This window comes from Levilactobacillus zymae, from assembly GCF_032190635.1.
In the GTDB taxonomy this organism is placed as follows: Bacteria; Bacillota; Bacilli; order Lactobacillales; family Lactobacillaceae; genus Levilactobacillus; species Levilactobacillus zymae_A.
In genome coordinates, this window is record NZ_JAVLAS010000001.1 from 821,168 (window position 1) to 834,918 (window position 13,751).

Sequence of the window (13,751 nt, forward strand, 5' to 3'; positions counted from 1 at the left end):
AAACTATGGTATCATGTTTCACAGAGGTGAAGTGCATGCCAACAAGTTTAGCGAACATTAAGAACAAACTGGATGGGCGTATTGGCGAAAAATTGATGGTCATCGCTCAAGCTGGTCGAAAGAAAACAACCGAACGGCATGGAATTCTCCGGGAGACCTACCCCGCCGTTTTCGTGGTAGATCTTGACCAGAATGAAAATTCATTCGAACGGGTTTCTTACAGCTATACCGATATTTTAACCAAAAACATCGAAGTTGATTTCGATGAATAATAATTGGGCCGGATAAGGCCTTTTTATTTTGCACTTTTCCATAGTATAATGGGCTTAATTACATTCAGAACAACGGTAGAGCGGCAAGCCTACCAGGAATTCAGGTGAGCTCATGCAACTGATTGAAAAGGCACCGGCCAAGATAAATCTCGGGCTCGACACCCCATACCATCATCAGGATGGCATGGAGGAGTGGAACATGGTGATGACGTCGGTCGATCTGGCGGACTACGTCGAGATCCAAACGTTAACCCACCATAAGCGGATTCGCGTGGCGTCGGATAGTGGTTTTTTACCCAACGATCAGCGTAACTTGGCCTTTCAAGCGGCCCACTTACTGCAAACCCAATTTCAGGTCAAGCAGGGGGTCAACATTCGTATCAAGAAAAACATTCCGGTTGCCGCCGGTCTGGGCGGGGGGTCGTCCGATGCAGCCGCCGTCTTACGGGGGTTAAATCAGCTCTGGAATCTGGGCCTGTCGTGGCAGGAACTGGCTAAGCTGGGCCTGCAGATTGATTCGGACGTGCCGTACTGTGTGTACGGACGAACGGCCCACGTGCGCGGTCGTGGGGAACGAATTACGCCGTTATCGAAACTTCCGGCGGCTTGGGTGGTTTTGGCCAAGCCTAAGGTGAGCGTTTCGACACCCAGTATTCTGCAGCACATTCGCTACGATGATTTAGATCATCCGGACATTGACGCGTTATTGCGGGGCATTCGCGAGCAAGATATTGCCGCGATGTGTGCGGTGATGGGGAACGTCTTGGAACCGCTCACGGCGACTCGGCATCCCGAAATTACGCAGTTGAAACGGCAGATGATGAAGTTTGGCGCGGATGCCGCGCAGATGAGCGGAACTGGGCCCACGGTCTTTGGCTTGTGTAGCAAGCAATCGCGTGCCCAGCGCGTCTTTAACGGCATGAAGGGCTTTTGCCGTGAGGTGTATTTGGTCCGGCCGTTACCTTAGCATGATGTGAAAAGACTCAGCGGGTTCTCTAATTATCTGGAGAGTTGTTGGGTCCTTTTTTGGTTGGATAGAAATTTCGGTTCTATGTCAACTGTTGTTGGTAATTCCATTTATAAAATTGTCTAATCCTTTGAGATTAGGCAATTTTTTTTGAGCCCAAATGCCAGATGAATCCTTAATCTAAAGCTTGTGAAACAGCCAAAGCCGTACGCAACTCGCTTTATTACCTTGATTTTGTTATTAATACCCTCCATTGGACCATTTGAGAATTCATATCTCAATGCATTATCAACCGATTCTCGGTTCTCAACCAGTGCGTTCAACGCCTTCGTCATTTCTTCTGAGCCATTGTCTTTTCCGTCTAGAACTGTTTCTAGTCGAGCGATGTCACGGTACCTAACGGCACTCATGACCGTCTGTAACTGGTTATATGCTTCGCGTAATTCTTCGTTGATATCAAGAAGATATTCGACTACGCTATTCTCAGTTTGGCTTCCAGGAATGTTAGTGTAATTAGAGTACTTCTTTAAGTCCAACTTCTCGTTGGGCTTAAAGAACAGTCGCCAGTAACGCTTTAAAGCCTTATATTTCATGTTTGAAGGCGCATAGGATTTCATGATACGAATCCTTACTCGAGTGAATCCCCGCATCACGGAGTTAACGATGTGGAACCGATCGGTTACCACAATCGCATTTGGAAAAATAGATTCAGCTAGTTTGGGATAAGTGTAGTTCATATCTGTCACAATGACTTTGACGCTTTCTCTAGCTTTCTTCGTATAACGTTTAAAGTAATTCTCCAAATCATAGAGTGTCCGCGATTCCAGAATGTCCAAGAATTCACACCGAATACCATCCATAAATACAAAGCTCATGGATCCCTTTGCGTCTTTGGTAGACTTGACCTCATCCATGTTAATTACAGCCGGTAACCAGTCAAAACGCGTTTTGACGTTGCCCTGATAGCTTCTCATGATTCGCAGGACCGTTGTACTTGAGATGCTTAATTCGGTAGCGACATGACGCATCGAAACTGTTTCACTTAATTTTAGAAAACAGGCAAGTTTGCTTGTGTTAGAGATGGTGTGGTTTCGTTGAACTAGTGGTGTTTCCGCAAGAAAGTATTGTAGGCAGTGCTTACACTTGAAGTCCCGCTTTTTAAGATGAAGCTGGACATCCCGTTCGGCAGTTCGAGGCAATTTAACATTGGCCCAGCGCCAGCCATATTTGATAATACTTTTTTGGTTTAAGACACCACATTTGGGGCATGCTTTTGGACGATAGTCCAAAATTGCCTGCACTTTAAGTGGGCCCATCATTTCCAAGGGGTTCATCACTTTTAACTTTTTGATGTTGGGGTCTTTTATCCCCAGGATAATTTTAGTATCATTAGTCATAGGATATAGTCACTTTCTCTTTCTTGAAATGTGGTAGTGGATGGATATAGGTCTGCGACTATATCCCTTTTTTGTACATTTTTTTACATTCTTTGATTATACAAAAATATCCGTTGCCAGTAATCAAATTCATTTGATTACCAACAACAGATATTTTAGAACCAAAATTTCTCGGATATTCCTTGGCAACTCCGCCCAGTTTCGGGTATGGTAAGAGGTAATTAATCAAGTCCAAAGGAGTGTTCGGTGATGACGACAAAAAAGTGGTTAGGCGTTACAGCGGCGTTAGCAGCAACGAGTTTGGTTAGCCTAGTGGGGAGTACCCTGGCGGTCTATCAGCTGGGAATGAAGTCTTTCGGCCGCAGCAAGCAGAAGTCTAAGCAGCGCTCGATCGCGGAGAATACGGCGGCGGATAACGCTTGGTATCTGCAGCAACCCTTGCAGGAGTGGACCCAGACTAGTCAAGACGGCTTGACGTTGCGAGCGTCGTTCATCCCCGCCGCGGCTCCCAGCGACCGAGTGGCGATCTTGGCGCACGGATTAGGGCATGCGCGTGAACAAATGATTCCTTACGCACGGGTCTTTCATGCGTGGGGCTACCACGTGTTGATGCCGGACGCTCGCGCCCATGGCGATAGTGCGGGCACGACCATTGGCTATGGGTGGCTGGACCGGCATGACTATCAAGGCTGGATTGCCCAGGTGATTGACCGTCAGGGGTCTGATGCCCAGATTGTCTTGATGGGGATTTCTATGGGCGCCGCGACCGTGCTCGCAACGGCGGGTGAGAACCTGCCGGCGAACGTTAAAGCCGTGGTAGCCGATTCGGGATACGCGTCGGTTCTTGCAGAAGGGCGTTATCGGCTCTGGCATAAGTATCACGTACCGGCCACCCCAACGATGACGTTGGCCAACCAATACTCGCGTTTAGACGCGGGGTATCGACTTCAGGACGGCGACATTGCCGAACAACTCCGGCACACGGACTTACCGATTCTCTTCATCCAAGGGGCTAACGATCAGACCGTTCCGATTGAAAATCTGAATATCCTGTACCAGGCTGCGGCCGGGCCGAAGCAACGTTACCGCCATCCTAGTGCGGGGCACATCGTAACGCGGGCGGCCGATCCAGCGAAGTATGACCAGATTGTGGCGGCGTTTTTGACGCCTTACGTGACGACCGTGACCGAAAAGTGATTGACAAGCTTTCATTTTTTCGGTAAACTGGTAAATGGTAATAATTATCATTTACAGAATTCGTAGACAGAAAGCAGGGAAGTTTGTGCGACGGTGGGGATGGCTAACGGGCCTGATAATCATGGTAATTTTAAGTTTAGGCCTGAGCGGTTGCCAGACCCAGCCAAGGTCTGCGGCAACAGCCAAGGGCATTCGCGTGGTGGCCTCGCTGAACTTTTACGGTGAAGCGGCGCAGAAGATTCTGGGTGACGCGGGAACGGTTACGGCGGTGATTAATAGTCCCAGTGTTGACCCGGAAAGCTTTGAACCCGATATCGCGACGGCCAAAAAGGTGGCTCAAGCCAACGTGGTGATTCAAAACGGCTTGGGCTACGACAGCTGGATGCAACGACTGGTGGCCGCTAATGGGCATAGCGACATTCAGGTGCTCAATCTGGGTAATCTCGTGGGTCAAAAGATGGGCGCGAACCCCCATTTGTGGAGCGATCCCCAGTTGATGACCCAGATGACCCACCAATTGGTGCGGCGTTTTAGTCGTTTAGATCCGCAACATGCCGCGGCGTTCAAACGCCGGGGCGCGGCTTACGAACGACAGTTGCAGGCGTTGCCCCGACTGGCACGTCAGATTCGGCAGCACGCCAATGGTCAGAAAGTGGCCGTTAGTGAACCGGTTTTTAACTTAGCGTTGAGCGCGATGGGTTACCGGGTAAGCGACGGGCACTTTGCCCAGGCCATCGAGGAAGATAGCGATCCCACCCCGGCCGACATTACTCAGCTGGCGGCGCAGATTCGGCACCACAAAATTGCGTTTTTTGTGGAAAATACCCAAAATTCCAGCAAGAACGTGACGACCATGGTCCAGCTAGCACGGCGGTATCATGTTCCGGTGGTTCGGGTGACTGAAACCAAGCCGGTTCATCAGAGCTATCTGACCTGGATGACCGGCCAGTACCGGCAAGTTCTACGGATTCAACAGGAAGCGAGGAAGCAGTCGTGACGTCGAAGACCCCTATCTTACAACTTGAACATCTGGGGATGACCTTTCCGGGTCACCCCGTTTTTAACGATTTAAACCTAACCATTAACCGCGGCGATTTCTGGAGTATCGTCGGTGAGAACGGGGTGGGAAAGACCACCCTGATGCGGACAATCCTGCACCAGTTGCGACCCACGACCGGGAAGGTGAGCTACCAACCCAGCATTAATGCCGTTCGGATCGGCTACGTTCCACAATTTCGCAATATCGATGCGGACTATCCTTTGACCATCAGGGACTTCGTCGGCCTCAACTTGACCGGTTGGAAGTTGCCCTGGTTGAATCGGGGCGAACGCCAACGGGTAACGGCCATGCTCGAGCAGACCGGATTGGCGCAGTTAGCGAGTCGGCCCATCGGCCAGGCATCCGGTGGTGAAAAACAGAAGGCCTATTTGGCCCAGGCGCTGGTTGAAAACCCCAACCTTTTGATTCTAGATGAATCTACGGCCAGCCTCGATCCGGTGACCAAGACCGAGTTGTTGGACCTGGTGCGGCAACTTAACCAAACGTTGAACCTCACGGTGTTATTTGTGACCCACGATATCCCCTTGGCGCGGCGCTATACCCGTCAGTTTTTGATGTTAACGCCGCAGGGAACCGAACAGGGCCCCATCGATCAACTGACCGACCAGAAGGTTTGGCGGGGGGAGGCCGAGCATGTTTAGTTATGAATTTATGCGGAACGCATTCGCGGCCGGAACGATTATCGCCGTCATCTGTGGCATTATGGGGGTCTTCGTGATTGCCCGTAATATGTCGTTTCTGACCCATACTTTGTCGGAAATCGGGTTCTCCGGGGCGGCCTTTGGAATCTTTGCCGGATGGACGCCATTAAGCGGGATGCTGTTGTTTACGGTGGTTAGTTCGGTCATCGTGGGACAGCTAAGCGTTCGGGCCGAACGGCGAGAAGCCGCTACTAGTGCCATCTCAGCGTTATTCATTGGGCTGGGGATTCTGTTCCTATCACTGGCCAACACCAACGCCAGTTATGCGACCAACATTTTATTCGGGAGCGTCATTGGCATTAGTAGTAGCGACGTGACCCAGATGCTGGTGTTGTCGATTCTAGTACTCATCGTGGTGCTGGTGATTTACCGTTTCTTGAAGTTCGATTCGTTCGACCATACCGGGGCGCTGGTGAAGGGCTTGTGGACCAACACGTTATCCGTCACCTTCCTGGTGCTACTCGCGTTAAGTGTCAGTGTGGCGGCTCAAATCGTGGGGTCGTTACTGATCTTTATCCTCCTGACTTTACCGGCGGCGACGGCCAAGTACTTCGCTCATTCCGTGGGTCGAATGATGGGATTAGCGATTCTCCTGGCGTTAGTCGGGGTCTGGAGTGGCCTAGCATTGAGTTATTTAACCAATTATCCGGTCTCATTTTTCATTGCGGCCATCGAAGCCGTCTTTTACTTCATCGCTTTAGGGTGGCAACACTCGCGAACGGCGGCCAAAAATTAAACGTTACCAAACGCTCAACCATACGGATTAGTGCCGATGGTTGAGCGTTTTCATTAGCTGTGAAACTAATAACTTACAAAAAGTAAGTAACATTACTGGTAATTGCGAACAGAAACCGGTATGATGACCTCGTAAACTTAATTCAGCGTCTAAACCAGTTCGACTGAAGGCGTGGCGCTATCTTGGTAAGGAGTGCGATTAACATGACAAAGATGATTGCAGGACAAGCATTGGTTAAAGTGTTAGCGGCTTGGGGTGTGGACCACGTGTACGGGATTCCCGGAGGTTCCATTAACCATACCGTGGAGGGCTTGTATCTCGAACAAGATCAGGTCAAGTACATCCAGGTGCGTCACGAAGAGGTGGGCGCTTTAGCTGCCGCGGCCGACGCTAAGTACACCGGGAAGGTCGGGGTTTCCTTTGGTTCAGCCGGCCCCGGGGCCACGCACTTATTCAACGGTTTATATGACGCCAAGATGGATCACGTTCCCGTTTTAGCTTTAGTGGGGCAGGTTCCACAGCCGACGATGAATACCAACTACTTCCAAGAAATGGACGAAACGCCGATGTTTAGTGACGTCGCCGTCTATAACCGGACGGTGACTACGGCCGAACAGCTACCTTACGTGGTCAATCAAGCGATTCGCGAAGCTTACCGCCAAAAGGGACCGGCCGTGGTCATCATTCCTGAAGACCTGTCGGCTAAGGAGATCGATTATGAGCCGGTCAAGACGCCGAACGTGGTGGTTGACTCCTTTAAACAGGTGATCGATCCTCAGGCCGTAACCGAAACGTTGAAACTGTTGAAGGCCGCTAAGCACCCACTGGTTTACGCGGGACGGGGCTTACTGAACGCCCGCGCCGAACTGGTGAAGTTTAGCGAACAGTTCAATCTACCGGTCTTAAACACGGTGCCGGCGACCGGCGTGATTCCGACCGATCACCCCAACGCCATCGGGACGTTTGGTCGGTTGGGGTCCAAGTCCGGTTTCGAAGCCCTCCAACACACCGATCTGATTCTCTTCTTAGGGTCCGAGTTCCCGTTCGCACAATTCTGGCCGAAGAATATCAAGATTGTTCAGGTTAACGATAATTCCTTTGATATTGGCAAGATGGTGCCGGTGGACGTTGCCGTCCTGAGTGACGCTAAGCAGTTCTTGCAGGCCATGATTGCGACGGGCGAAACCTTACCAGTCACGGATTGGCTGACGGCTAACCGGCAGAATAAGCAAAATTGGGACGCCTACTTGACCCAATTGGCGCAAGACGATAGCGCCGGGTTGGCTCCCGAAACCGTGATGCGCAAGGTGGCTTCGATGGTCGGTCCTCAGGATATCTACGGGGTCGATACCGGGAACGTGTCCGAGTGGGCCGTTCGGGGCTTACCGATGGATCAGCAGCAACGGTTCGCTTTGTCCGGACTCTTTGCCACGATGGGTTACGGCTTACCAGCTGGATTGGCCGGGGCGTTGAACGCCGACAAGGGGGCGCAAGCCTGGTCGTTCTCCGGTGACGGCGGCTTTGCCATGGTGGCGCCGGACTTAATTACCGAAGCCCGTTACCAATTACCTGTGATTAACGTGGTCTTTACCAACAACCGGTTTGGGTTCATCTATAACGAACAAGTGACGACCGGCCAACACCTGTATGGGGTAGACTTAACGGAAGCCGACTGGGCGAAGGTCGCCGAAGGCCTCGGTGGGATCGGCTTTACGGTCGCCAACAAGGTCGACGTCGAAAACGTCTTTAACAAGATTCAGGACCTCCAGGCTAACGGCAATACCAAGCCAATCGTGGTCAACGCCATCATCAAGGACGACGATCCGATCGAAACGGCCTTCATGCCACTGGACCCTAAGCTTTACGGGCAAGACGCCGTGGACGCCTACGCTAAGAAGAACCAGATTGATTTGACCCAACAACCTGCGTTAGGTGAACTTTTACGGGCCAAGGGCGATAATCTGTAAGCTTAAAATTTAAACATTAATTTGAATGAACTGATTCCTACGCTGGTTTGATCACGTTGGGGATCAGTTTTTGGTTTGTTAGCTAGGGGTGGCCCCCCCACAGTCCGCGGTGCTTGACCCAGGAGCGCTAGGAACGGTGAATTGGGGAACCCGTAAGATAAAATATTTTATATTTAAGCAAAGCGCTACCATTTGCGCCGGTAAGCGGGGAATGGTGTTCGGGCTTAACCAAAAGTTCCACTAAGTTCTGTCATAAAGTTGGTTTTCTCACGGAAATGTCACGAAAAACCCGAACATTTATGCTAAAATGAAGCATACAATTAGTCCGAAAGAAAACAATTGAGGTGAATAGGTTGAAAGTCAGAAGAAGTGACCGGTTGGTCGATATGACCCGCTATTTATTGGAACGTCCGCATCAACTTGTATCCCTGACGTTTTTTGCGTCGCGTTATGAATCGGCGAAGTCTTCCATCAGTGAAGATTTAACGATTCTGAAGCGGACCTTTCAGATGCGGGGAACTGGTCTACTCGAAACGGTTCCTGGTGCGGCTGGGGGCGCTCGGTTCATCCCCTACATTTTACGGGAAGAGGCCGAACAGTTCGTGGGCGACATGATTGATGAGTTATCCGCTGCCGACCGGTATTTACCCGGGGGCTACGTTTACATGTCCGACATCTTAGGTCGGCCAGCCGCCTTACGGCAAATTGGGCTGATTCTCGCCACCCAATACCTGAATCAAACCGTTGACGTGGTTGTCACGGTCGCTACCAAAGGAATTCCGTTGGCCCAAAGCGTGGCTAACTACTTGAACGTCCCGTTCGTGATTGTGCGTCACGATTCGCAGATTACGGAAGGCTCCACGGTCAGTGTCAACTACGTGTCGGGGTCAACCAAGCGCATCGAACGCATGGCGTTATCCAAACGGAGTGTCAAACCCGGCTCGCGCGTTCTAATCGTCGACGACTACATGAAGGGCGGCGGCACGGTCGGGGGACTGCGGTCCTTAGTCGATGAGTTCGATTCCCAACTGGCTGGCGTGGCCGTGTTTGCGGAAGGCGACTTTGACGGGCAACGGCCGGTTTCGAAGTACACGTCGTTGGTTAAGGTTCAAACACAAGATGATGAAATTCGCGTCACACCGGGGAACTACCTCACGCAGATCTTTGGCGAAGAAAATAATCCACAAAAATAGGAGATAGTAGACATGAGTACGAGAAATACAATCATTCTGGCAGCCGGCAAGGGGACCCGGATGAAGTCGAAGTTGTATAAGGTCTTGCATCGCGTTTGCGGGAAAGCCATGGTCGATCACGTGCTGACCCAAGTGGAAAAGACCAACATGGACCAGGTGGTCACGGTCGTGGGCTACGGTGCCGACGAGGTTAAAGCCACGTTAGGTGACCGGACGCAGTACGTCTTACAGGCCAAGCAATTGGGAACGGGCCACGCGGTCTTACAGACGGAACCCATCTTAAAGGATGAAGAGGGGACCACCCTGATCGTCAGTGGGGATACGCCGTTATTCCAAGCCCAGACGTTTGAAGACTTATTTGCCTACCACGAAGCCAAGCATGCCGCGGCCACGATTTTAACGTCGAAGGCCCCGGACCCAACTGGTTACGGTCGGATTGTGCGGAACAACATTGGCATTGTGGAAAAGATTGTGGAACAAAAGGATGCTAATTCCGAAGAACAAGAAATCCACGAAATTAATACCGGAGTTTACGTGTTCGATAACCAAAAGCTTTTCAAGGCCTTGCACGAAATCTCGAACGACAACGCTCAGGGGGAATATTACCTGACCGACGTCATCGAAATCTTGAAGCAACAAGGGGACATCGTTGGTGCCTACCGGATGAGTAATTTCGATGAATCCATGGGGGTTAACGACCGCGTGGCCTTAGCTGCTGCTACCAAAATCATGCGTGAACGGATCAACAAGCACCACATGCAGGACGGGGTCACGTTGATTGATCCAGAAACCACCTACATCGATGCCGGCGTGAAGATTGGTGCCGACACGATCATCGAGCCCGGGGTCTTATTAAAGGGGAAGACGGTCATTGGTGATGACTGTTACATTGGGGCGCACTCCGAACTACGTAACGCCACGTTAGCCGACCACGTCACGGTCACGTCCTCGTTACTGGAAGATTCCGATATGGCCAGTGGGTCGAACATTGGCCCGAACAGTCATTTGCGGCCAGAATCCCACATCGGCCCGAAGGTTCACCTCGGAAACTTTGTGGAAGTCAAGAAGGCCACGATTGGCGAAGGCACCAAGGTTGGTCATTTGACCTACGTGGGCAATGCCAAATTAGGAAAGCATATCAACGTGGGTTGCGGCGTGGTCTTTGTCAACTACGATGGCAAGAACAAGCACGAAACGGTTGTGGGAGACGACGCCTTCATCGGGTCGAACTCCAACCTGGTTGCGCCGTTAGACGTGGCAGATCACAGTTTTATCGCGGCGGGGTCCACGATTACCGACGCCGTGAACCAGTACGATATGGCGATTGCCCGGCAACGGCAAACCAACAAACCGAACTATTATCAAAAACTTCCATACCGCGGCGAATAACCCGGGAGGAAATCTTGTGTTTTCACGCGGGATAACCTAAAATTATGGTAGTAATTCAGGCAGCTTTTGCTATTGGAGGAAATTATGGCTACGCAATATTTCGATCCTAAATTAAAGATTTTTGCGTTAAATTCGAACAAACCGTTGGCTCAAAAAATCGCTAACGAAGTGGGTGTCGAATTAGGGAAAACTTCTGTGGACCGGTTTAGTGATGGTGAAATTCGCATCAACATTGAACAAAGTGTCCGGGGATGCCACGTTTACGTGATTCAATCGACGTCGGCACCGGTAAATGACAACTTAATGGAACTGTTGATCATGATTGATGCCTTACGGCGGGCCAGTGCGGCCACCATCAACGTGGTCATTCCGTACTACGGTTACGCGCGGCAAGACCGGAAAGCCCGGTCTCGCGAACCCATTACGGCTAAGTTGGTCGCTAATATGTTGCAAACGGCTGGCGTGACGCGGGTCTTAGCACTCGACTTACACGCAGCACAGATTCAAGGGTTCTTCGATGTGCCCGTGGATCATTTGATGGGTGCGCCATTATTGGCGGACTACTTCTTGCGCAACGGGTTGGCCGAAAATGCCGTCGTGGTTTCACCCGACCATGGTGGGGTGACTAGAGCGCGGGCCTTGGCAGAATTTTTGAAGGCCCCAATTGCGATTATCGACAAGCGGCGGCCACGGGCCAATGTGGCTGAAATCATGAATATCATTGGAGACGTCAAGGGTAAGCGGTGCATCATGATTGACGACATGATTGATACGGCCGGGACGATTACGTTAGGGTCGAAGGCCTTAATGGAAGCCGGCGCAATGGAAGTGTACGCTAGTTGTACCCACCCGGTTCTGTCGGGTCCGGCGATTGAGCGGATTAAGCAGTCGCCAATCAAGAAGTTAGTGGTCACGGATTCCATCCAATTAACTGCAGACAAGCAAATTGAAAAAATTGAACAGATTTCGGTCGGTCCCCTGATTGGGCAAGCCATCAAGCGGATCAACGAAAACCGGCCGGTCAGTCCATTGTTTAAGAACCGGTTCCGTAGTAGAGAACAGTAAGAGTGCGACAGAGTGCGACGAAGGGCGTTTAGCTGGTGAGCATTAACGTCGATTAGCCGATTATCCTGGGTTTGGATAATTGGCTAATCGGGGTTAAGCGGAACCGGCTGCCCGTCAGGAGCAAGTTTCGGCGGCCGCAGATAACGATAGCGAAATTTATCCCCGGTCTTTGGGGATGAACCCGTTATCGGAATTAAGCGGAACCCGTTGCCCCTGGTAAGCACGTTTCGGTGGCCGCAGATATCGACAACGAAATTTACCCTAGCTTTTGGGAATAAATCCGTTATCGGGGTTAAGCGGCGCCCCCTAGTTCTCAGCACCAAAAACATTTCAAAAATCAACTAAAAAAGGAGTTTGGGGCCCGTTCCCAAGCTCTTTTTCTCAAAAAGGAGACGGTCGGCATGCAACAAAATTGGCCACGCTGGGGAACCGGCGTGATTGGCGCCAGCGTACTGGTTAGCCTAGTTGCTCACGTTTTAGGGATGCAACTCATGGTGATTGGTAACCTGCTGTTCATGCTGGGATTGGCGTTAGTCGTGGTGGGCGCCGTACTGGTGCTGGCCCGCGGCCACCTATTTACGGGGTGGCGACACCGACGGAAGAAAGGCCAGGATCCCTTACCTGGTGAAAAGGTCGACGTACACGACGTCGCTACGGTGAAAAATTCGCCGATTCGGGTTTCTCCCGGCGCCCGGTTTAGTTTTTTAGCCGGCTTTGGTCTAATTATTGTCGGAATTATTTTAACCCTAGTTTAGTGAAGAAGCGGTCCTAGGCGGAGCGCTTTTTTTGCGCCGCGCAGTCTACCATGATCACAGTGAAATTCAAGCCAAGCGGTATGGTAGCGGGACTTAACGAAAAATTCGTGGGGGGCTGGAGTAACTTCCCGCGGCCCCGTTGCCCAAGAAAAGATGTTCTGGGACCCTAAACTCTGGTATACTATCGGGATGGAAATTGACGCAAAGCCCTGAGGAGAGTAACGGATGCCAGATTTAGTTTATCGAAATGTGATGCATGATTTGAAAAAACGAATTCGTCGTGGGGAATTCACGACCAAAAAATTACCGGACGAACGTCGTCTGAGTGAAAGTTACCAGGTAAGCCGCAGTACGATTAAGCGCGCGATGAGTGTGCTGGTAGACCAGGGCATCGTCTTCAAGAAGCGGGGCTCGGGGACGTTTATTAACCCGTTGTACCTCAAGGATCAGTCGGCTTTTCGCTATGAAGGAAAAAATCTGGGCATCACGGATAGCTTTCAGGTGGCCGGTGAGCAACCCCAAAGTCGTTTACTGGATTACCGGGTGATTCCAGCAAGTCCGGAGATTCAGCAGGAACTGTTTCTCAAAGAAGCGGAGTTTGTCTACCGTATCAAGCGTCTCCGGCTGTTCAATGCGCAGCCGGTGATCATCGAAACGGGCTACATTCCCATCAAAATCTTACCGACCTTGAGCCCCGAGGTGGTCCAGAGCTCGATTTTTAATTACCTGCAGGAGACCCAGGGGCAGTCTGTGACGAAATCATTTTTATCCATCCGCGCCCAACCGTCCAGCAGTGAGGACCAGCAGTTGCTGAACCTCAGTGAGACGGAGCCCGTCGGTGTGATGGAGGGCATCTTCTTCATGGACGACGGGACGCCCTTCGAAGTGTCGAGTATGCATCTGCATTATCAATATTTAAAATACGGTACCTTTGTCGACTTAAACGAAGATTAGGTCACGTCAAGAAGCTCGGTGGGGCTTCTTTTTTTATTAAAATAACGTGATTTATTGCGTGATGAAAATAATTCTAAGCGCTCATTTGAGGTTTCTGG

13 protein-coding genes are annotated in these 13,751 nt (G+C 51.0%); 12 read left to right on the forward strand and 1 reads right to left on the reverse strand.

What is annotated here, in order from left to right; genetic code table 11:
- The first annotated feature begins 35 nt into the window (after positions 1 to 35).
- Positions 36 to 272, forward strand: coding sequence for a Veg family protein (locus tag RI501_RS03640; RefSeq protein ID WP_057731357.1), 237 nt, complete (start codon positions 36 to 38; stop codon positions 270 to 272).
- Positions 273 to 384: 112 nt separating this feature from the next.
- Positions 385 to 1,239, forward strand: coding sequence for a 4-(cytidine 5'-diphospho)-2-C-methyl-D-erythritol kinase (ispE, locus tag RI501_RS03645; protein WP_313820404.1), 855 nt, complete (start codon positions 385 to 387; stop codon positions 1,237 to 1,239).
- Positions 1,240 to 1,361: 122 nt separating this feature from the next.
- On the opposite strand, the gene RI501_RS03650 is transcribed toward ispE, so the two are convergent.
- The gene (locus RI501_RS03650; protein ID WP_313820033.1) at positions 1,362 to 2,636 is read right to left on the reverse strand and encodes an ISL3 family transposase; all 1,275 of its coding nucleotides are present in this window, start codon (positions 2,634 to 2,636) and stop codon (positions 1,362 to 1,364) included.
- A 249-nt stretch (positions 2,637 to 2,885) separates the two neighbouring features.
- On the opposite strand from RI501_RS03650, the gene RI501_RS03655 reads away from it, so the two are divergent.
- The 10 genes from RI501_RS03655 (at position 2,886) to RI501_RS03700 (ending at position 13,653) form a co-directional block, all read left to right on the forward strand.
- Positions 2,886 to 3,833, forward strand: a complete 948-nt coding sequence (locus RI501_RS03655; protein ID WP_313820405.1) for an alpha/beta hydrolase — start codon at positions 2,886 to 2,888, stop codon at positions 3,831 to 3,833.
- Positions 3,834 to 3,954: 121 nt separating this feature from the next.
- On the forward strand, positions 3,955 to 4,830 hold the full coding sequence (locus tag RI501_RS03660) for a metal ABC transporter solute-binding protein, Zn/Mn family (RefSeq protein WP_313820406.1): 876 nt from the start codon (positions 3,955 to 3,957) through the stop codon (positions 4,828 to 4,830).
- Positions 4,831 to 4,868: 38 nt separating this feature from the next.
- Positions 4,869 to 5,534: a metal ABC transporter ATP-binding protein gene (locus RI501_RS03665; protein ID WP_313823124.1), complete on the forward strand. Its 666-nt coding sequence runs from the start codon at positions 4,869 to 4,871 to the stop codon at positions 5,532 to 5,534.
- Positions 5,527 to 6,330, forward strand: a complete 804-nt coding sequence (locus tag RI501_RS03670) for a metal ABC transporter permease (RefSeq protein WP_313820407.1) — start codon at positions 5,527 to 5,529, stop codon at positions 6,328 to 6,330. Before RI501_RS03665 ends, RI501_RS03670 begins: the two co-directional genes overlap by 8 nt.
- Positions 6,331 to 6,533: 203 nt before the next feature.
- Positions 6,534 to 8,297 carry a thiamine pyrophosphate-binding protein gene (locus tag RI501_RS03675; RefSeq protein ID WP_313820408.1) on the forward strand — a complete coding sequence of 588 codons (1,764 nt, stop codon included), beginning with the start codon at positions 6,534 to 6,536 and terminating at the stop codon, positions 8,295 to 8,297.
- 353 nt (positions 8,298 to 8,650) lie between these two features.
- Positions 8,651 to 9,490 (forward strand): pur operon repressor, encoded by an 840-nt coding sequence (gene purR, locus RI501_RS03680; protein WP_313820409.1) that lies wholly within the window; start codon positions 8,651 to 8,653, stop codon positions 9,488 to 9,490.
- A 12-nt stretch (positions 9,491 to 9,502) separates the two neighbouring features.
- Complete coding sequence (gene glmU / locus RI501_RS03685; RefSeq protein WP_313820410.1) at positions 9,503 to 10,879, forward strand: bifunctional UDP-N-acetylglucosamine diphosphorylase/glucosamine-1-phosphate N-acetyltransferase GlmU; 1,377 nt, start codon at positions 9,503 to 9,505, stop codon at positions 10,877 to 10,879.
- A gap of 84 nt (positions 10,880 to 10,963) precedes the next feature.
- The gene (locus RI501_RS03690) at positions 10,964 to 11,944 is read left to right on the forward strand and encodes a ribose-phosphate diphosphokinase (RefSeq protein WP_313820411.1); all 981 of its coding nucleotides are present in this window, start codon (positions 10,964 to 10,966) and stop codon (positions 11,942 to 11,944) included.
- A 401-nt stretch (positions 11,945 to 12,345) separates the two neighbouring features.
- Positions 12,346 to 12,699: a DUF3899 domain-containing protein gene (locus RI501_RS03695; protein ID WP_313820412.1), complete on the forward strand. Its 354-nt coding sequence runs from the start codon at positions 12,346 to 12,348 to the stop codon at positions 12,697 to 12,699.
- 225 nt (positions 12,700 to 12,924) lie between these two features.
- On the forward strand, positions 12,925 to 13,653 hold the full coding sequence (locus RI501_RS03700; RefSeq protein ID WP_313820413.1) for a GntR family transcriptional regulator: 729 nt from the start codon (positions 12,925 to 12,927) through the stop codon (positions 13,651 to 13,653).
- Positions 13,654 to 13,751 lie beyond the last annotated feature (98 nt).